The 19,514-nt window shown below is 66.4% G+C and carries 20 protein-coding genes; 7 read left to right on the forward strand and 13 right to left on the reverse strand.

All coding sequences use genetic code 11. The features are described from left to right. Positions 1–41 precede the first annotated feature (41 nt). On the forward strand, positions 42–2,135 hold the full coding sequence (locus NZK81_RS09595) for a putative bifunctional diguanylate cyclase/phosphodiesterase (RefSeq protein WP_260045903.1): 2,094 nt from the start codon (positions 42–44) through the stop codon (positions 2,133–2,135). On the opposite strand, the gene NZK81_RS09600 is transcribed toward NZK81_RS09595, so the two are convergent. Then, entirely contained in the window at positions 2,072–2,575 is a 504-nt protein-coding gene (locus NZK81_RS09600) for a TauD/TfdA dioxygenase family protein (protein ID WP_260045991.1), read from the reverse strand. The genes NZK81_RS09595 and NZK81_RS09600 overlap by 64 nt on opposite strands. Here NZK81_RS09600 and NZK81_RS09605 point away from each other — a divergent pair. Beyond that, positions 2,565–3,494: a 1-phosphofructokinase family hexose kinase gene (locus tag NZK81_RS09605; RefSeq protein ID WP_260045904.1), complete on the forward strand. Its 930-nt coding sequence runs from the start codon at positions 2,565–2,567 to the stop codon at positions 3,492–3,494. The two genes, NZK81_RS09600 and NZK81_RS09605, sit on opposite strands and share 11 nt — an antisense overlap. 6 nt (positions 3,495–3,500) lie before the next feature. Here the strand turns inward: NZK81_RS09605 and NZK81_RS09610 are convergent, their stop codons facing one another. Continuing rightward, complete coding sequence (locus NZK81_RS09610; protein WP_260045905.1) at positions 3,501–4,151, reverse strand: TetR/AcrR family transcriptional regulator; 651 nt, start codon at positions 4,149–4,151, stop codon at positions 3,501–3,503. A gap of 131 nt (positions 4,152–4,282) precedes the next feature. Between NZK81_RS09610 and NZK81_RS09615 the strand changes: the two genes are divergently transcribed. After that, positions 4,283–4,609 (forward strand): (2Fe-2S)-binding protein, encoded by a 327-nt coding sequence (locus NZK81_RS09615; RefSeq protein WP_260045906.1) that lies wholly within the window; start codon positions 4,283–4,285, stop codon positions 4,607–4,609. Positions 4,610–4,640: 31 nt separating this feature from the next. Continuing rightward, positions 4,641–5,891: a cytochrome P450 gene (locus NZK81_RS09620; protein WP_260045907.1), complete on the forward strand. Its 1,251-nt coding sequence runs from the start codon at positions 4,641–4,643 to the stop codon at positions 5,889–5,891. A gap of 106 nt (positions 5,892–5,997) precedes the next feature. On the opposite strand, the gene NZK81_RS09625 is transcribed toward NZK81_RS09620, so the two are convergent. Beyond that, a complete protein-coding gene (locus tag NZK81_RS09625) occupies positions 5,998–6,867 on the reverse strand; it encodes an alpha/beta fold hydrolase (RefSeq protein WP_260045908.1) in 870 nt (289 codons plus the stop codon). Then, on the reverse strand, positions 6,864–7,832 hold the full coding sequence (locus NZK81_RS09630; RefSeq protein WP_260045909.1) for an aldo/keto reductase: 969 nt from the start codon (positions 7,830–7,832) through the stop codon (positions 6,864–6,866). The genes NZK81_RS09625 and NZK81_RS09630 overlap by 4 nt, the downstream gene beginning before the upstream one ends. A 607-nt stretch (positions 7,833–8,439) precedes the next feature. Here NZK81_RS09630 and NZK81_RS09635 point away from each other — a divergent pair. Both NZK81_RS09635 and NZK81_RS09640 read left to right on the forward strand, forming a co-directional pair. Further along, complete coding sequence (locus tag NZK81_RS09635; protein ID WP_260045910.1) at positions 8,440–9,942, forward strand: DHA2 family efflux MFS transporter permease subunit; 1,503 nt, start codon at positions 8,440–8,442, stop codon at positions 9,940–9,942. Further along, positions 9,939–11,273, forward strand: a complete 1,335-nt coding sequence (locus tag NZK81_RS09640) for an MATE family efflux transporter (protein WP_260045911.1) — start codon at positions 9,939–9,941, stop codon at positions 11,271–11,273. Before NZK81_RS09635 ends, NZK81_RS09640 begins: the two co-directional genes overlap by 4 nt. Here the strand turns inward: NZK81_RS09640 and NZK81_RS09645 are convergent. The 9 genes from NZK81_RS09645 to NZK81_RS09685 form a co-directional block, all read right to left on the reverse strand. Beyond that, complete coding sequence (locus NZK81_RS09645; RefSeq protein ID WP_260045912.1) at positions 11,260–11,865, reverse strand: DUF938 domain-containing protein; 606 nt, start codon at positions 11,863–11,865, stop codon at positions 11,260–11,262. The genes NZK81_RS09640 and NZK81_RS09645 overlap by 14 nt on opposite strands. Before the next feature lie 69 nt (positions 11,866–11,934). Next, positions 11,935–12,264, reverse strand: a complete 330-nt coding sequence (locus NZK81_RS09650) for a hypothetical protein (RefSeq protein ID WP_260045913.1) — start codon at positions 12,262–12,264, stop codon at positions 11,935–11,937. Between the two features lie 4 nt (positions 12,265–12,268). Continuing rightward, positions 12,269–12,709 (reverse strand): chemotaxis protein CheW, encoded by a 441-nt coding sequence (locus NZK81_RS09655; protein ID WP_260045914.1) that lies wholly within the window; start codon positions 12,707–12,709, stop codon positions 12,269–12,271. A gap of 23 nt (positions 12,710–12,732) precedes the next feature. Next, positions 12,733–13,104, reverse strand: a complete 372-nt coding sequence (locus NZK81_RS09660) for a response regulator (RefSeq protein ID WP_260045915.1) — start codon at positions 13,102–13,104, stop codon at positions 12,733–12,735. A 15-nt stretch (positions 13,105–13,119) separates the two neighbouring features. Further along, a complete protein-coding gene (locus tag NZK81_RS09665; RefSeq protein ID WP_260045916.1) occupies positions 13,120–13,671 on the reverse strand; it encodes a chemotaxis protein CheD in 552 nt (183 codons plus the stop codon). A 4-nt stretch (positions 13,672–13,675) separates the two neighbouring features. Continuing rightward, entirely contained in the window at positions 13,676–14,701 is a 1,026-nt protein-coding gene (locus NZK81_RS09670; protein WP_260045917.1) for a protein-glutamate methylesterase/protein-glutamine glutaminase, read from the reverse strand. Then, complete coding sequence (locus NZK81_RS09675) at positions 14,698–15,567, reverse strand: CheR family methyltransferase (RefSeq protein ID WP_260045918.1); 870 nt, start codon at positions 15,565–15,567, stop codon at positions 14,698–14,700. Before NZK81_RS09675 ends, NZK81_RS09670 begins: the two co-directional genes overlap by 4 nt. Beyond that, on the reverse strand, positions 15,564–17,774 hold the full coding sequence (locus NZK81_RS09680) for a chemotaxis protein CheA (RefSeq protein WP_260045919.1): 2,211 nt from the start codon (positions 17,772–17,774) through the stop codon (positions 15,564–15,566). Before NZK81_RS09680 ends, NZK81_RS09675 begins: the two co-directional genes overlap by 4 nt. After that, positions 17,771–18,031 carry an STAS domain-containing protein gene (locus NZK81_RS09685; RefSeq protein ID WP_260045920.1) on the reverse strand — a complete coding sequence of 87 codons (261 nt, stop codon included), beginning with the start codon at positions 18,029–18,031 and terminating at the stop codon, positions 17,771–17,773. Before NZK81_RS09685 ends, NZK81_RS09680 begins: the two co-directional genes overlap by 4 nt. A gap of 347 nt (positions 18,032–18,378) precedes the next feature. Here NZK81_RS09685 and NZK81_RS09690 point away from each other — a divergent pair, with 347 nt between their 5' ends. After that, positions 18,379–19,419 carry a chemotaxis protein CheB gene (locus NZK81_RS09690; RefSeq protein ID WP_260045921.1) on the forward strand — a complete coding sequence of 347 codons (1,041 nt, stop codon included), beginning with the start codon at positions 18,379–18,381 and terminating at the stop codon, positions 19,417–19,419. Positions 19,420–19,514 lie beyond the last annotated feature (95 nt).

Below are 19,514 nucleotides of genomic sequence, written 5' to 3' on the forward strand. Positions count from 1 at the left end.
ACATTCGCAACATAGCCTGCCGGGCATCGTGAGGGTTCAACGTGCATCGTCGGTTTCCTGAAGAACAACCCGGACTTGCGAACTGCGGACAGACTCTGCAACCGCTCGACCATGCCCTGCAGGCAGCCTCGCGCGCGGAAAAGCGGCTGCGCGAGGCGATCGAGGCGCTCCCCCAAGGCATCGTCTTCCTCGACGAGGAAGACCGCTACATCCTCTGGAACAGGCAATACGCGGAGATCTACGCCCGCTCGGCCGACCTGCTCAAGCCGGGCGTAAAGCTGGCCGACACCTTGCGCATCGGCGTCGAGCGCGGCGACTACCCCGAAGCCGTAGGCCACGAGGAAGAATGGCTCACCCACCGCCTCGCACAGCTCAGGCAGCCCGGCAGGCGGCATGAACAGTGGCTGTCGAACGGCCGCTGCATCATGATCGAGGAGCGCAGGATCGAAGGCTGCGGCACGATCGGCGTCCGGGTCGACATCACCGATCTCAAGCACAAGGAAGAAAACTTCCGCCTGCTGTTCGAACGCAACCCGGTGGCGATGCTCGTCTACGACCTCGAACGCGGCATGGTACGCTCCGCCAACGACGCGGCCTGCGCCTTCTTCGGATATGCCGCGCACGAGATGGCCGGCCTCGCCGCCGGCGCGCTCTTTCCCGAGGTCCTCTGGCCCAGCGCTTCCGAAATGCTCGCCACGGACTACTACTCCGGCTCCAACGACTGCTGGCAGATGCTGCGCCGCGACGGATCGGGCGTGGAAGCCGTGATCGCCACGCGCCTTTCGCAGCTGGAAGGCTATCCCGCCACGATCGTCTCGATCTTCGACGTCACCGAGCGCCGGCGCATCGAACAGCGCATGGCGCACATGGCCCGCCACGACGAGCTGACCGGCCTTGCCAACCGCTCGCACTGCCGCGAACACCTGATCGACGTGCTGGGCAATGCCGGGCCGAACGAGACGATCACCATCGCGCTGGTCGACCTCGATCACTTCAAGGCGGTGAACGACACCTACGGGCACATGTTCGGCGATGCCGTGCTGACCGAAGCGGCGCGACGCATGTTCGAGCTGATCCCGCCCGATGCGCTGCTGTGCCGGATTGGCGGCGACGAATTCGCGATCATCTTCCGCCGATGCAGCCTGACTCAGGCCGAACTGGTCGCCAGATCGATGATCACCACGCTGTCCGAGCCGTTTTTCGTGCGCGGACACCTGATCCACATCGGCGCGACGGTCGGGCTCGCCTCCTCGCCCTACGACAGCAGCGACCCCGAAACGCTGATGCGCTATGCGGACCTCGCGCTCTATGCCGCCAAGGACGAGCAACGCGGCATTTGCCGTGCTTTCGAAGCCCGCATGGATATTGCCGCGCAGGAAAAGAACCGCCTCGAAAAGGACTTCCGCGCTGCGGTACGGAACGACGAACTGGAAGTGCACTACCAGCCGCTGGTCAACCTCGAGACCGGCGACGTGGAATGCTACGAGGCGCTCCTGCGCTGGAATCACCCCACGCGCGGCCTGGTACCTCCGGACGTCTTCGTGCCGATTGCCGAGGAAATGGGCCTCATCGACCAGATCGGGCGGCTGGTGCTCTACCAGGCCTGCGTCGAAGCAACGCTATGGCCGGAGCACATCAAGGTCTCGATCAATGTCTCGCCGCTGCAGTTCCGCAACGGCAACCTGCTCAGCACCGTGATCAACGCGCTCTCGACCTCGGGCCTTTGCGCCGAGCGGCTGGAACTGGAAATCACCGAGGCGGTACTGATGGAAAAGGGTCCTCGCCCGGCGGCGATCATCCGCAACCTGCGCGCCTTCGGCATCGGCATTTCGCTGGACGATTTCGGCACCGGCTACTCGTCGCTCAGCTACCTGCTCAACTACCCCTTCACCAAGATCAAGATCGACAAGTCCTTCATTCTCAACCTCGATAGCGAAGCCAATTCCCGCGCGGTGATCCGCGCCGTGATCGGACTGGGCAGAAGCATCGGCCTGACGGTCGCGGCGGAAGGCATCGAAAGCGAGGTCCAGCGCGACTACCTGCGCGAGGAAGGCTGCCTTCAGGGACAAGGCTATCTGTTCGGCAAGCCCGAACCCGCCTCCGCGCTGATCGTTCCGGGCCGGCGCGCGGCCTGAAGGCAGATGCCGCGTATCGGATGGTCGGTGTAGGTCAGGTCCGAATGGAACGGGAGCACGACCGAGCCCGCGGCATCGTCGTTGTGCAGCACCCTGACGAAATCGCCGGTCCCGCTGCCGGCACCGCTGTTGGCCACCGGCAGCGGGCCGAACCACGATGCGATTTCGAGCTGGTGCTCGGGCGATAGCGGTCCGCTCCCGCGAAACAGCAGCAGGCCATGCTCGTCCCATGTGGCGCGCAGCCTCTCGATCTCGTCCGGGATTCCGCCCTTCCTGGTATCGAAACCCAGCACCTCGACATCGAAATCGCGATGCAGCGGCTGGAACTTGATCGCCCCTCTCCCGTAGTTATCCTGTTGACCGGGCGCATGAAAGGTGGCGCATAATGATGCAAGATTCCAGCCCCCCTTCCCGCCGGAGCATTCCCCGATGAAGAGCATCGCCACACTGACGATGAATCCCACAATCGACGTGTCCTACGATGTCCCCAGAGTGCAGCACACCCACAAGATGCGCACCGACAACGAATGGTACGCGCCCGGCGGCGGCGGCATCAACGTGGCGCGCGTCTTCGTGCGGCTGGGCGGCAATGCGCGCTGCTACTACCTCTCGGGAGGCGCGACCGGCCCCGCGCTCGACGGCCTCATCGACCGGCACCAGCTGGTGCGCACGCGGATTCCGATCGCCGGCCCCACCCGCGTCGCGTCCGCCGTGCTCGAACGGGAGACCGGCAAGGAGTTCCGCTTCACCCCGCGCGGCCCGACCATCAGCGAAAGCGAATGGCGCGAATGCCTGGAGCAGCTGGCACAGGCCGATTGCGGCATCATGGTCATGAGCGGCTCGCTGTCGCCGGGCGTGCCCGAGGACTTCTACGCCCGCGTCACCGAATTGCTGCGCCCGCGCGGCATCCAGCTCGTGCTCGACAGCTCCGGGGCCGCGCTCGCCCACGGCATCGACGCCGGCTCGCTCATGCTGGTCAAGCCCAGCCAGGGCGAGTTGCAGCACTATGTCGGCCGAACGCTCGATACGCCGGGGGAAATCGGCAGGGAGGCGATGCGCATCGTCGAGGCCGGCAAGGCCCGCCTCGTCGCTGTCACCATGGGACATGAGGGCGCCGTCCTGGCCCGCGAGGCCGGCCCGGTATTCCTTCCCGCACTGAAGATCGAGGCGGCCAGCGCCGTGGGAGCGGGCGACAGTTTCGTGGCCGGCATGGTCTTCGCCCTGCACATGGGCAAGGATGAACTGGAAGCGTTCCGCCATGGCATCGCCGCCGGCTCGGCCGCTGTCCTGCGCGCCGGCACGGGCCTTGCCCACCCCGCCGACATCGACCGCCTGCTCGAACGGGTGGAGCCGCTGTAACGCCTCTCAGGCGACAATGCCGCGGCGGCAGAATTCCCAGATGTCCTCGGCCAGTTCCTCACGCTCGATAGGCTCCGCGATCCCGCCTTCCTCGGCAAGCAGCATCGTGTGCACCGTGGTCGACACGAGGTTGTAGATCAGCCGCGCCTGCATCTGCGGATCGGTCTTGCGGAAGCGGCCCGCGGCAATGCCCCGGCTAACCAGTCCGGCGATCAGGTCGAGCAGCGGCTGCAGCGCCGACTGCAGTTCTTCGGGGCGCGTCTGGGCCAGCCGCAAGTGCTCGCGGCTGAGCGCCGCGCCGCGGCGGTTGGCGCCCATGTGATCGTAGCCCATCTGCCCCACGACGATGCCCGTGATGATCGAGCGCAGTGCTTCCTCGGGGCTTTCGCAATTCTCCGTCATGTCGCGGAACTGCAGCGCCGCGGCGCGCAGCGAACTGTCGAAGACGGCAAGCACAAGATCGTCCTTGCCCTGGAAGCATTCGTAGAAGGCACGGCGCGCTAGACCGGCACGGGACAGGACAGCCCGGATCGTCAGGCCTTCCAGACCGCTTTCGTCGAGCAGTTCGTACGCAACGCGGATCAGCACCTGCTTGCGGTCGGCGTCGTCTCCGTGAACGTCCGAAAGCAGCGTAAGATGGGAAGAGGCAGTGGCCATGGCCCGACAGGTAAGGCCACATCCGGCGCGGGTCCAGCGTTTGTAACAGTATGTTATGCGTTGACTCTCGTACGCCAGCCGGAGTACAAATTTGAGAACAGTGTTCTCATAGAACGCGCGAGGAGAGGTTCATGCCCAAGGTTACCTACGTCGACCACACCGGACAGGAGACGCAGATCGACGTGCCGGTCGGCGAAAACGTCATGCACGGGGCGGTCTACAACGGCATCGAAGGGATCGCCGGCGAATGCGGCGGCGCGCTGTCGTGCGCGACCTGCCACTGCTATGTCGACGATGACTGGACCGCGAAGGTCGGCGGCCCCTCGTCCGAGGCCGAAGAAGAACTGCTCGAAAACGCCTCGGCGGAAGTGAAGCCCAGCAGCCGGCTGTCCTGCCAGATCGAGATGACCGATGACCTCGACGGCCTCGTCATCCACCTGCCCGAATCCCAGTACTGACCCGCCGGTCGAGAGCATAGGGAGAGATACCGTGCCGATAGACGCAGCAAACCCCGTTCCGCCCACGTTCGAACGCCACGTGGGCATGGACCAGATTCCGGCGCACGTGCCGCAGGATCTGGTCCGCCAGTCCGGCCTGACCTTCGGCCCGGAATTCCTGGCCAACCCGCACAACTTCATGGCGGCGCTGCATGAAAAGCAGCCGCCGGTCTATTACGACGTCAGCCCGATGGGCAACATGTGGCACCTCATCAAGCATGAGGATGCGCTGTTCGGCCTGCGCCACCCCGAGATCTTCTCGAACGAAGGCGCCACGCCCTTCCCGCGCGATCCGAACGACTACTTCTACTTCATCCCGATCGAAATCGATCCGCCGCACCACCGCAAGTATCGCAACATCGTCGATCCGGTGTTCTCGCCCAAGGGCGTGCTCAAGCTGGAAGGCCTGATCCGCCAGCGCGCGAACGACCTGATCGACCAGTTCATCGACAAGGGCGAGTGCGAGTTCACCGAGGAATTCGGCCGTCCGCTGCCGGTCTCGGTGTTCCTCGACATCATGGGCCTGCCGCAGGACATGCGCGATACCTTCGTGTCGTGGGCGATGGAGCTGCTCCACTCGAACGACCGCGAACGCATGGGCGCGGCGATGATGAGCATTACCGAATACCTCAAGGACGCGATTGCCGAGAAGAAGGCGAACCCGGACGACGGCGTCGTCAGCCTGATCGCCCATGCCGCGCCCGATGGCGTGCCGCTTTCCGACAAGGAGATCTTCGGCTTCGTCTGCTTCCTGTTCATCGGCGGCCTCGACACCGTGTTCGCCACGCTGAACAACATCTGGCTCTACCTCGCCCGGAACCCTGCCAAGGTGCAGGAAATCGCCGAGCGCATGGACAACGACATCGACCGGATCGTCGAGGAGCTGCTGCGCCGCTGGTCGGTGACCTTCTCGGGCCGCGTGCTCGATCAGGACTACGAGATGCGCGGCGTGCAGATGAAGAAGGGCGACCGCGTCACCTTCGTGCTTCCCGCGTGCAACTTCGACCCCGAAGTCTTCCCCAACCCGCTGGAAGTCGACTTCGACCGTCCGCGCAAGACGATCCTCGCCTTCACCGTCGGCGTGCACAGCTGCATGGGCGGACACCTCGCCCGTCTCGAAGTGAAGATCGCACTGCAGGAATGGCTCAAGCGCATTCCCTCCTTCAAGCTGAAGGAAGGCACGCACATCGAGTACCGTCCCGGTGGCGTGATCGGCCCGGAAGAAGTGCCGCTGGTCTGGTAAGACCTGCCACCGATCGCAGATCGCAACGGAAAGGGAGCCGGGGTGACCCGGCTCCCTTTTTTGCATGGCCTTGCCCGCGTGCGGCGGAAAGTCCCGCCGCCGGGGATCAGCCCGGCATGGTGCGCAGCGGCGTGGCGAGGATCTCCTCGAGTGCGGCTTCGAAAGGCTCGGGCCGCTCGTACATCGCCCAGTGTCCCGCCCCTTCGATCACCTTGAAGATCGTCTCCGGCTGGATCGCGCGCAGCACCGCTTCCTGTGCCGCCGGGTCCGGGTGCGGCAGGTCGAGTTCGCCCCAGATCGCATCCACCGGCACCCGGACGCGCGGCAGGATCTTCGCCAGCCGGTCGGGCAGCACCAGCTGCGAAGCATTGAGGCGCGCCGCCTTGGCGGTGGGAAGCAGCATGTGGATGGCCAGATCGTCGGCGCTGTCGGGGTGGTGCAGCATCAGCCCCAGCAGGTTCGCCTTGAGCGCGGCGCGGCGTTCCTCGCCGACGAGCCCGCTTACCCGGCCCAGACGGGGATGTCCGATCGGCGTATCCAGCCCCCCGCAGCCGACAATGACGAGCCTGCGCACCACGTGCGGATAAAGCGCTGCCAGATGCGCCAGCGCGACGCCGCCGAAGGAAAATCCGCATAGGTCGACCGGCAGCCCCTCGCTGCCGAAGATCTCGTCCAGCCCCTGCGCGAGAGCTTTGGAAATGCCTTCATGGTCCTGCGTCTCCGGCATCGCCGACTGCCCATGCCCGGGCAGGTCCGCCACGATCAACCGATGCCGCCGCGACAATCGTTCCAGATTGCGCACCCAGTGCGTCCACGAACCCTGCGCGCCGTGCGCAAGCACCAGCGGCGAACCTTCGCCCCAGATCCGCCAGACCATGGTGCCTTCGCCGCAAGGCGTTTCCACCCGTTCCGCCCGTGCCTCGAGTTCGGCGAGGAAAGCGACGGGATCGGCGTTCTGCTCGGCCACGGAGATCATGCGTAGCGACCGCCCTGCACTTCGGCGGAAGGCACCGCGCCCTCGATCGCCTGAAGGTCCGCGTCGGCAAGCACGATCTCTGCCGCCGCGACGTTCTCCTCCAGCCGCTCGAGCTTGCGCGTGCCGGGGATCGGCACGATGTCCTTGCCCTGATGGAACACCCAGGCCAGCGCGAGCTGCCCGGCCGTCACCCCCTTGCGCACGGCCAGCGCCTGCAGTGCCTCGACCAGGCGGAAGTTGTGCGCCCCCGCCTCGCCCCTGAAGCGCGGCATGCTGGAACGCCAGTCGTCGCCGCCGAGTTCCCCCGGCTTCACGCCGCCGGTCAGGAACCCCCGGCCGAGCGGGCTGTAGGGCACGAAGCCGATACCCAGCTCACGCAGGGTCGGCAGGACGGCATCCTCGACATCGCGCGTCCATAGCGAATATTCGCTCTGAACGGCCGCCACCGGATGCACGGCATGGGCGCGGCGGATCAGATCGGCGGACGCCTCGGACATGCCGAAGTGGCGCACCTTGCCCTCGCGGATCAGATCGCCCACGGTTCCGGCGACATCCTCTATCGGCACATCGGGATCGACCCTGTGCTGATAGAACAGGTCGATGCATTCCACGCCGAGCCGGTCCAGCGATGCCTCGCACACTTCGCGGATATGGTCCGGCCGGCTGTCGAAACCCTGGATCGGCTTGCCCGGCTCCACCGTGCCGCCGGTGCGGAAACCGAACTTGGTGGCAATCGTCACCTGATCGCGGACCGGCGCCAGCGCCGCGCCGACCATCTCCTCGCCCACGAACGGGCCATAGATTTCCGCCGTGTCGAAAAAGGTGACGCCGCGCTCGACGGCGCCACGCAGCAGTGCGTTGCATGCAACCTGCGAGAGCCTGGGCCCGTAGGCGCCGCTCACGCTCATGCAGCCCAGCCCCAATGCCGAAACCTCAAGGCCGTTGCCCAGTCTGCGCCGTTCCATTGCCTGCCATTCCCTGTCGCTTGTCGTGTCTTGCCATCGAATCATGCCGCCCCGGGAAGCACAACCGGCGGCCCAAAAAGATCGCTCGGGTGACGCCGAACAAGAACCCCCGTTGCGCCCGAGTCAAAGTCCATGTTCCGAAAGAATGCGCATGTTGCGCAGCAAACCTTGCATTTATTGCTTTGCCAAACGCGTTTTATGCTGCAAAGTGAACTTGAAAGGTCCTCGCGGCCTTACCGGCGTTGGGAGAGAGCGCGTCGGGGAGACTAGTCACCCCGGCGCGCCGACCAACCTCGCAACTGCAGCATCCCTTTACAATTGTCTAACCTCACGCAAACACGCTTCTTTGCTGACGCGGCCGGACGTGAGCGCAAACGCCCACGCGGGACACACGACAACCATGTTGCAACGCAGCATGGCATTCGCGAAAGACATGCGCGAATCACCCCGGCAAGCGAATCACCCTCGCGCTCGGAACAGCCACCCCCGACGTGACGATTGCGACGCGCCGACTCCTTCGGTAGGGCTCCTGAAAACGCGAAAGATCCGTCCCGGCCGTTATCGACCTGTGAACCAGCCCCCTCTTCCCATCGCGACGCGCCGGCTGATGACGTTCTTCGTCATGGCCGCCGCGATCATGAACCAGGTCGACACGACGATCGCCAACGTCGCGTTGCCGCATATCCAGGGCAGCACTTCGGCCTCCCGCGAACAGATCACCTGGGTGCTCACCTCCTACATCGTGGCGCTGGCGATCTTCACGCCGCTGACCGGATGGCTGGCGGGACGTTTCGGCCGCAAGCGCGTGGTGCTGATCTCGATCTTCTTCTTCACCCTGACCTCGGGCCTGTGCGGCGCGGCCACGAACCTCAACGAGCTTATCGTCTTCAGGGTGTTCCAGGGCATTGCCGGCGCGGCGCTGGTGCCGATGAGCCAGGCAACGCTGCTCGACGCCTATCCGCCCGAGGAACACGGCAACGCCATGGCCGTGTTCGGCCTTGCCGCGGTTACCGGACCACTGGTCGGGCCGCTGGCGGGCGGGTGGCTGACCGAGCACATGTCGTGGCGCTGGTGCTTCTTCATCAACCTGCCGATCGGGATCATGGCCTGGGTGGGGCTGACCGCGACGATGCCCGATTACCCCGGCAAGAAGGCCGCGAGGCTGGATTTCCTGGGCTTCGCCCTGCTCGCGCTGGCAATCGGCGCGTTGCAGTTGCTGTTCGACAGGGGACAGGTGCAGGACTGGTTCTCCTCCACCGAGATCTGGGTCGAAACCCTGCTCGCGGGCTGCGCGTTCTACCTTTTCGTAGTCCACTCGCTCACCACCCGGCACCCCTTCGTCAGCCCCGCGGTGTTCACCGACCGCAACTTCGTCATCTGCTCGATCGTCGGCTTCTTCCTTGGCGTGCTGATCTACAGCCCGATGTCGCTGCTGCCCGAGATGCTGTCCAACCTGTTCGGCTATCCGATCATGGACGTCGGCCTTGTCATGGCGCCCCGCGGGCTGGGCGTGCTGATCATGATGCTGGCCATGGGGCGGCTCATCAACCGCGTCGATCCGCGCCTGCTGATCGGCTTCGGCATGATCCTGTCCGCCTATGCGATGTGGCACCTCTCCCACATGACGCTGCAGTCGAGCGGGTGGATCGTGATCACCACCGGCATCATCCAGGGCATGGGCTCCAGTGCGATCTTCGTGCCGCTCTCGATGATGACCTTCACCACGCTGCCGGCGCACCTGCGCAACGAGGGTGCCGCGATCAACACGCTGCTGCGCAGCTATGGCGGCGCGGCGGGCATCGCGCTGGTGCAGGTCCTGATCTATCGCAACGAGGCCGCCGTGCAGTCGCGCCTGACCGAAGGGGTGCGGCCCGACAATCCGGTGGTCCAGGCCGCCCTGCCCAACGCCGACTTCACCTCACCGGCATCGGTGGCGGGAATGGAGCACGAACTGGTACGTCAGGCGACGATGGTTTCCTACATCAATGCCTACTGGGTGCTGTCGATCATCGGCATCCTGGCCTGCGCGATGGTGTTCCTGCTGCGTCGTCCCCGGCGCATCGACGCCTCGGCCGATACCCTGGCGGCCGAGGCGATGGCGGCCGAATGAGCGAAACGCCCGCGCGCACCGATACGGCGCGCCTCCTCTGGACGATCGCCCTTCCCGCCATGCTGACGAACGTGGCGACCGCGCTGTTCGGGCTTGCCGACATGTGGGCGATCGGGCGGCTCGGCGACGCGCCCGCGCAAGGAGCCGTCGAACTGGGCGCCAAGTACATGATGGGGCTGCTCAACGTCTTCAACTTCCTGCGCACCAGCACCGTGGCGCTGACGGCGCAAGGCGCGGGCAGCGGAGACCGGGCCGCGCAGGGCCAGACGCTTGCCCGCGCCATGGCAGTGGCACTGGGGATCGGGGGCCTGCTGCTGATGGCGATGCACTGGGCCATCCCGATCGGGCTCGACCTGCTCGAAGCCCGGGACCAGGTCCGCGCCGATGCACAGCTCTACATCGGGATACGCTATTGGGCCGGCCCCGTGTGGCTGGGCAATTGCGTGCTCGTCGGCTGGCTGATCGGCCGGCGGCTGGTCCGCCACGTGCTGGTGGTGGAGATCACCGCCAACGCCGTGCACATCACGCTCGACCTGCTGCTGGTGCTGGTCGCGCACTGGGGCGTGGCGGGCGTGGCCTTCGCCACGCTGGGTTCCGAGATCCTCAAGTTCGCGCTTCTGGCCGCCATCGTCCTGCGCCAGCCCGCCGCGCGCGAGGCTTTCGCTGCCGCAAGGAGCCGCGCGACCTGGCACCGCGCCGCCCTCGCCCGCCTCTTCGCGCTCAACCGCGACCTGTTCGCGCGCACGGTGCTGCTGACCGCCGCGATCCTGATCTTCGCGCGCAGCGGCGCGCAGCATGGCCCCGTCACGCTGGCGGCCAACGGCATCCTGTTCCAGCTCTTCATGCTTTCGACGCTGATCCTCGACGGGTTTGAGAGCGCCTCGCAGGTGTTGTGCGGCGAGGCCAGGGGCGCCGACGACCGCGCGCGCTTCACCCGGGCCATACGCGCCGCGCTGCTCTGGGGCGGGGTGACGGGACTGGTCCTGACGGGCATCTACGCCCTCGCAGGAGCACCACTGGCCGCGGGATTCAGCACCGACGGCACGGTCGTTGCCGCGACGGGAACCTATGTCGTGTGGGTCATCGCGCTACCGCTGGTGGGCGTGGCCTCCTTCGTGCTCGACGGCGTCTTCGTCGGCGCCGGATGGACGCGCGCGATGCTGGGCACGATGGCCGCCGCCATGGCGCTCTACCTGCTGCTGCTATGGCTGCTCCATCCACTGGGCAACCATGGGCTATGGACTGCCTTCACGGTGTTCTTCGTCGTGCGGGCGCTGGGCCAGTTCCTGGTCCTGCCGCGCCTGACACGCCGCAGTTTCAGCCCTTCCTGAACACCACGCAGAGATTGTTCGCGGGCATTTCCACGACGCGTTCCAGCGCCAGCCCCCGGGCCTGCGCGCAGGCGCTCACGTCCTCGAGGTTGCGCAGCCCCCAGCGCGGGTCGCGGCGCCTGAGGTCTTCGTCGAAAGCCTGATTGCTCGCCTCGATCGGATGACCGGCGCGGCGATAGGGGCCGTAAAGCACCAGCGGATGCCCCGACGGCAGCAACCGCCCTGCCCCGGCCATCAGACCCTCGGTCGATTCCCAGGGGCTGATGTGGATCATGTTGATGCACACGATCGCGTCGGCCTGCCCGACCGGCCATTGCGGCGCGGCGGCATCGAGTTCGAGCGGCGCCAGCAGGTTGGGCAGATCCTCGCCCTCGCGCCACGCGGTAACGGACGCGCGCGCGCCCGCATCGGGATCGCTGGGCTGCCAGGAAAGCGCGGGCAGTGCCCGGGAGAAATGGACGGCGTGCTCGCCGGTGCCGCTCGCCACTTCCAGCACCAGGCCGGATGGCGGCAGCACGTCGCGCAGCACGGCCAGGATGGGATCGCGGTTGCGGGCGGCGGCAGGCGCGTGGCGGCGGGCGTCTTCGATCATGCCCCTTGCTTGGGGCTGCCGGCCCGGCAATTCAAGGACGATACCGCATGAACAGCGGCCGGATCGGCCTTACTCCCACAAGTCGAGCGAGTCCGCGTCGTCGGCCGCGCCGCCCTGCCCCTCGACCGGAGAATCGGCGGCATCCTCCATGAAACCGCAGAACCGCGCGCGCAGCGCTTCGAGGCTGATGCGCCGCATCTCCGCCTCGCTGAAACCGGCGGCGATGATCGCTGCAAGCGCACGCTGCTTCTGGGCGATCAGGTCGATCGCCTGCAGTTCGCGCATGTGCCTCGCGGCGAAATCCTCGTCCCGGCAAAGCACCTCTCCCAGCGCCTCGATCTCGGTCCCGAGTTCACCCAGCACTTCGGCCATGGCCGTGAATTTGGGTTCATGGAGCATGATCTCAGGCCGCGATCGAATGATCCTCGGAAGCACTGAGCGCCTGCAGGTCGAGCACCATGACCATGCGTTCCTCGATCGCGGCAAGCCCTTCGAGGAAAGGCGTGACGTCTTCCTGTCCGGTGGTCGGCGGCGGCTGCAGCGCATCGGTGTTGAGCGCGACGATGTCGCTGACCGAATCGACGATCAGGCCCTGCGACTGGCCGTTCACCTGACACACGATGATGGCATGGCGCGGGGTCGCCTCGGTCGGCTTCCAGCCCAGCCGCGCGGCCAGGTCGATCACCGGCAGCACGGTGCCGCGCAGGTTGACCACGCCGGCGACGTAGTGCGGCACGCGCGGCATCGGCGTAACCGGCGTCCAGGCGCGAATTTCACGGATCGCCATGATGTCCAGCGCGAAGATCTGTCCGGCGATTTCGAAGGTAATGAGTTCGCGGTGCATGTCCTGACTCCTGTGCGGCAATATCAGTGCGCAACGCGGCGCACGGCCGCGACGAGCTTGTCGGTATCGAAGGGCTTGACGATCCATCCGGTCGCACCGGCGGCGCGGGCGCGGGCCTTCTTCTCGTCCGAACTCTCGGTGGTCAGCACCAGGATCGGCCGGTCGCGGTGACGCGTGCCGCCACGCACCTGCTCGATCAGGCCGAAGCCATCGAGCCGGGGCATGTTGATGTCGGTGATGACGACGTCGACTTCATTGACGGCAAGCCATTCCAGCGCGGAAACGCCGTCGTCGGCCTGGGACACGTCGAAGCCGTTGGTGGACAGGGCATGGTTGAGCAGCGCGCGCATGGACGCGCTGTCGTCTACGGTAAGAATGCGGGTTGCCTTGGACATCGGATGCCTCGTTGGTCAGAACAGTTCGACTTCGCCGCGGGGGGCCGGGCGGAACACGGGTTGGGGGGTAACCTCGGGTGCGTCCGAGGAGGCGACCGCGCGGCACCGGACCTGACCGGAAGCCGGACGGAAATCGACGCGACGCGCGCTGACGCCGCCAAGGTCCTCGCGGACCAGTTCGATACGTTCGCGCAGCAGGAAGCCGCGTGCGAATTCGGCGTTGGCCGTGCCGATCTGCTGCATGCCGCTGCGGATATTGGCGCCGCCGTACAGGTGCGCGCGCAGGCGGTCCTTGCGGGCGCCGTAGGCGAGCATCTCGTTGATCAGCATTTCCATAAGGTAGACGCCGTAGTGCACGTCCACCTCGCCGCGATTGTGGCTGGCGGGCGGTTCGGGCAGCAGGAAATGGTTCATCCCGCCCAGTTCCACCACCGGATCGTAGAGGCATGTCGCGACGCAGGAGCCGAGCACGGTGCTCAGTTCCACCTTGGGCCCTGCACTGACCTTGAACTGGCCCTGCAGCACCGTCAGGCGCGTCACGTTGGGAGGGGACAGGTCTACCGCCATGGCCTCAGGCGGCCTTGCTGAGCGCATGGCGCGCGATGCTGTTGATCGGGGCGACGACGCGCGCCGCGCCGAGCGAGATAGCCGCGCGGGGCATGCCGAAGACGGTGCAGGTCGCCTCGTCCTGGGCAATCGTATGCGCCCCTGCCTCGCTCATCGCGAGCAGGCCCTTGGCGCCGTCCTGCCCCATGCCGGTAAGCAGGATGCCCACGGCATCGGCGCCGACATAATGGGCGGCCGAGTTGAACAGCGCGTCCACGCTGGGAAGGTGGCCGGAAATCGGCTCGCCCCGGCGCAGCTTGGCGTAGAGCGTGGTCGTGCCCTTCACCATCAGGTGATGCTCCGCCTCGGCGGCGAGGTAGACGTGACCGGGCTTCAGCGGCATATCGTGAACCGCGATCTGCACGTTGGCCGGGCAGACCTGATCGAGCGTGCGCGCGATCGCCGGCGCGAAGCGCGGGTTGACGTGCTGGACGATCACGGTGGGCGGGCAGTCGCGCGGGAACTGGCGCAGCACCACCTGCAGCGCCTCGACGCCGCCGGTCGACGAGCCGATCGCGATCAGGCGGGTATCGCGCCGGATCGAGCGGCGGCTTTCCTCGGCCACTGCCGGGGCGCTGCGCGCCGGCCTGCTGAAGGAGACGTGCGAGGCGTCGCGGATCATCTTGGCGAGTTCGCCGCCATCCTGCAGCGCCAGCTTGCCGGTGGGATCGTACTTCGAATAGCAGTTGACCGCGCCCAGCCCGAGCGCGCGCACGCTGACATCGTTGCCTTCCTGCGTCGCGCCCGAGACGATGATGACCGGCGTCGGCCTCAGGGTCATGATCTTCTCGAGGAAATCGAGCCCGTTCATGCCAGGCATCTCGATATCGAGCGTGACCACGTCGGGATCGAGCTTCTTGATCATCTCGCGCCCTTCGGCGGCGTTCGAGGCCGTGCCGATCACTTCGATGTCGGGCTGCTCGCGCAGGCGCGACAGGAGGATCGCGCGCATGGTCGGCGAATCGTCGATGATGAGTACGCGAATGCTCATGCGGCCCTCCTGCGGTAGATCGTGGGGCCGACGAGATGGAAGTCGTTGGCGGCGGGGCCTGTCACCCTTTCGGAATGCCCGATGTAGAGAAAGCCGTTGGGCGACAGCACGTCACAAAACCGCTTCACCAGCCGCTCCTTGGTCGGATTGTCAAAATAGATCATGACGTTGCGACAGAAGATGAAGTCGAACTTGCCCCTGATCGGCCAGTCGTCCAGCAGGTTGAGCAGACGGAAGCGCACGATCGAGCGCATCGCGTCGGACATGACGGCCTGATCGTCCTTTTCCGTGGTCCATGCCCGGCGCAGGTCCTCGGGCACGGGCTTGAGGTCCTTGGCCGGATAAGTCGCGGCCTGCGCCCGGTCGATCGCGTGGGGGGCGATGTCGGTGGCCAGCACGCGCAGGTCCGCGCGCGTCATGTCGATCCCCGCCGACCGGTCCGGCCCAAGCAGGGTCATGACGATCGACCAGGTCTCTTCGCCGCTCGAACAGCCCGCCGACCACAGCCGCACCGGCTGCCGGTTGCGCAGCTTCTCGATCACGCGCGGCCTGATCTCGTTGCGCAGGTGGTCGAAATGGTGCGCCTCGCGGTAGAAGAACGTGTGGTTGGTGGTGAGCGCCGCCACGGCCTTGTTCAGCTCGGCCCCATCGGTGCACATCAGCTCGATGTACTTGGAGAACGTCACGCTGGCGCTCGCCCGCACCAGCGGGGCAAGGCGCGAGTAGACCAGCATGGCCTTGCCCTTCGGCAGCACGATGCCCGCAGCGCCGTAGATGATCTTCGCGATCTCCGCGAAGTCGTCGGCGCTGTAGATGTCCGGGCTTACGCCGGGGATCCAGTCAGTCGAGGCGGAAAGCGCGTTCACGCAGCCTGCCTCTCGCCGGCCGGCAGCGCGCAGGCCACCAGGCCGTCGACATCGACGATCAGCGCGACCCGGCCATCGCCCAGGATCGTCGCACCGGCCACGCCCTCGACCGGGCGGAAATTGGTGGCGAGGCTCTTGATGACGAACTGGCGCTGGTCGCAGATGTCGTTCACCAGCAGCGCGGCCTGGCCGGCGCTTTCGGTATCGACCACGATCAGCACGCCTTCATCGGGCGAGGTCGCGCCGTTGGGGGCGCCGAGCGCTTCCTTGAGCGCGATGATCGGAATGAACCGCCCGCGCACGTTGAGCATGGCACGGCTGGAGCCCAGCCCGTGGATGTCGGCTTCACCCGGGCGCAGGCTTTCCACCACGTGCGTGAGCGGTACCACCAGCGTCTGGTCGCCGACGTCGACGATCATGCCGTCCGAAATCGCCAGCGTCAGCGGCAGGGTCAGGATGAAGGCCGTCCCCTTGCCCGGCGTGCTGTCGATGGTGATGCGGCCGCCCAGATCCTTCACGTTCTGGCGCACCACGTCCATGCCGACGCCGCGGCCGGAGATGTTGGAGACGACCTGCGCGGTCGAGAAGCCCGGCGCGAAGATCAGGTTGTCGATTTCCTCGGCCGAAAGCTGCGCATCGGCACTGACGATGCCCTTTTCGATCGCCTTGGCGAGGACCCTCTCGCGGTTGATGCCGGCGCCATCGTCCTCGATCGAGATGACGATGCGGCCCGAACGGTGCTCGGCGGACAGCGTCAGCGTACCTTCCGGCGGCTTGCCGGCGGCAATGCGATCCTCGGCGCTTTCGATGCCGTGATCGACCGCGTTGCGGATCAGGTGCGTAAGCGGTTCGCCCAGGCGCTCGATCACCGTCTTGTCGAGTTCGGTGGTCTCGCCGAAGACGTCGAGCTTCACATGCTTGCCGGTGGACGCGGCAAGGTCGCGCAGGATGCGCGGCACGCGGCTGAAGACGCTGGCGATCGGCTGCGCGCGGATCGACATGGCGCTTTCCTGGATGTCGCGCGTCAGGGTCTCGAGCAGGCCCAGTTCCTCGGTCGCGGTGATCCCCGCGCCATCGAGGCGCTGGACCAGCATGGCCTGCGCGATGACCAGCTCACCGACGAGGTCGATGAGGCGATCGAGCTTGAACAGGTCGATGCGGATCGACTGGCCGGCCGCCGGAGCGGCAGTCGCGGCTGCCGGCTTGTCGGTCGCCTGAGGCTTGGCTTCGGCGGCCTTGGGCGGCTCTTCCGGCGCAGCAGCGGGCAGTGTCGCGGCGGGCCTGGCCGCAGGTGCCGCCGGCGCGGGCGTAGCGGCGGCGGCCGGAGCGGGCACGATCGGCGCGGGCTTGGGCGGCGGCGCGGTCTCGACGATCTGGACATCGGGAATGTCCTCGCCCTCGCCGAGCGCCAGCGCGCAATCGTCGCCGATGAAATCGAAGATGTCGCGCACCGCCTCCTCGGAGACAGCCGCGGGCATCGCGAAAGTCCAGCCAAGGTAGCCCTGTGCAACGTCGAAGGCGTCGAGCGGCGGGACATGGCTGACATCGCAGCGGACGCATGTGCCGCCCAGTTCCACGATGTCGCGCAGCATCAGCAGCGGCTCGCTGCCGTTGCGCATGGCGCCCGCGCGCGGGCGCAGATGAACCTTCCAGCGCTTCTCCTGCGCGGCCGGAGCCTCTTCCGGCTGGCTCGCCGCAGGGGTGAAGCCGGAGGTCAGATCATCGAGCAGCGCATCGAGATCGAGATCGTCGCCAGCGTCCTCGGACGTTTCCGGCTCGGGTTCGGGTTCCGGCTCCGGCGCGACGGCAGAAGGTGCCACACCGCCGGCGTTGCCCGCCATGGCGCCTTCCATCTCGGTAATCAGGGCCGCATCGGCAGGCGCATCGCCACCGCCGCGCGCTGCCTCGACATGGTCTGCAAGCGTATCGAGCGCGCGCAGCAGCAGGTCGACAAGCTGCCCCTCGATGGCCACCAGCCCTTCGCGCACGTCCGAAAGCAGCGTCTCAAAGGTATGCGTATAGGCCTGGAGCGCCGAATAACCGAAAGCACCCGCGCCGCCCTTGATCGAGTGGACCGCGCGGAACACGGCATTGACGGTATCGGAATCGTGCGTGCCGGCCTGGCAGGCGGCAAGACCGCTCTCTGCGGCGGCAAGCGATTCCTCGCATTCGGCGAAGAAGATCTGCTGGATTTCCTCGGGGCTCATAGTTCGCTCTCTTCAAAGAGTTCTTCGGTCAGCCCGGTCAGCCTTGCGGCATCCTGCAGCGCGGCCGAGGCGGTGATCTCTGCCCCGCCACCGCTGCGGCGGGCCGAGACCAGCAATTGCAGAACGGCCTGGCCGACATGCTCGACACCGCTGCCGTCGATGCGGATGGCACCGCTGCCCAGTGCAGCGACCAGTTCGGGCCAGATCGCTTCGGCTGCGGCCCGGTCGCAGCGCGCCGGCAAGGTAATGCTGTTCATCATGATCCCCCGTTCATCCCCGTCCGTTAACCAAAAAGCGTTCCCTGCCCGTTTGCTTGCGCATCCGGGTTTTCCCTCGTTCGCACCGGCACGAACGCTGCACGAGGCGGATGGGAGACGGGGATCGGCGGGATTCGGCGCATTCAACCAACCTCTTCGGCACAAATCATTCGCGTGCCCCGGGTCTCCGGAGCAGGTGGACAGTGCCGTGATAGGCCTGACGGTGCCAACGCGACGTTTGCCGGAAACTCAGTCGAAGTGCGTAGTGTGGTTAAGGAATTTCATCGGACCTTTAGCGGTAAGTCGCAATCACAGGTCCAAAAGAAGCTATAGAAGGTCCCCATCCCATGCATGACGCCCGCGTCCTGGTAGTCGACGATTCAGCCGCCATGCGCGCACTGTTCTGCGACGTGCTCGAGCAGACCAAGAATGTCCGTGTCGTGGGCACCGCAGCCAATGCCGATGAAGCACGCGACCAGATCGCGGAGCTGAAGCCGAACGTCGTCACGCTCGACGTCGAGATGCCGGGCATGAGCGGGATCGAGTTCCTCGAAGAAGTCATGAACACCAACCCGATGCCGGTGGTCATGCTTTCGAGCCTTACGCAGAGCGGAACCGAGACCTCGCTCAAGGCCTTCGAACTGGGCGCCGTGGAGTGCTTCCCCAAGCCGCTCAAGGCAACGCCCGAACAGTTCCAGAAGACCGTCGGCAAGCTGGGCAAGATCGTCCTCGCCGCCGCCAACTCGAACGTGCGCGACAAGCCGCGCCACCGTGCCGTCAAGGAAGAAAGCGCGAGCGGGCCCGACTATTCGCCCAACGGCAAGATCGCGGCCTTCAGCACCTCGATGGGCGGCGTCGACGCCCTTACCGAAGTGCTGAGCCATTACCCCAGGAACTGCCCGCCCACGGTCATCGTCCTGCAGACCGAACCGGCGCTGGCCGAAATGTTCATCGCGCGGGCCGACAAGGACTGCGCCTGCTCGGTCAAGGCCGCCGTGGACGGCGCCGAAATGACCGCCGGCACCGTGCACATCGCCTTCGATCCGAACAAGCACGTGATCATCGAGCCCGGCATCCCGGCCAAGCTGCGCATGGTCGATCGTGATCCGGTCGAGGGCTTCCGCCCCTCGGCAACGCTGCTGTTCGGTTCGCTCTCGCGCGCCGGCATGGCCACCATCGGCGCCGTGCTGACCGGCATGGGCGAAGACGGCGCCAAGGGGCTCAAGCTGCTCAAGGCCGCCGGTTTCCGCACGCTGGCGCAGGACCGCACGACGGCCACCGTGCCGCAGGCGCCGACCGCCGCGGTCGAGGCAGGCGCGGTCGATGCCGAACTCAAACTGGAAGACCTGGCCAAGGACATGCTCGCCAACTGCGGCGCCGCGCTCTGATCCAGGCCCCCTGCACGGCAAAGCGGCCGGTCCGGGTTCCCGGGCCGGCCGCTTTGCCGTGCAGGCGAGACAGATAACGACGGCACCGGCCGGGT

The sequence above is a fragment of the Novosphingobium mangrovisedimenti genome, from assembly GCF_025153475.1.
Classification (GTDB): Bacteria; Pseudomonadota; Alphaproteobacteria; order Sphingomonadales; family Sphingomonadaceae; genus Novosphingobium; species Novosphingobium mangrovi_A.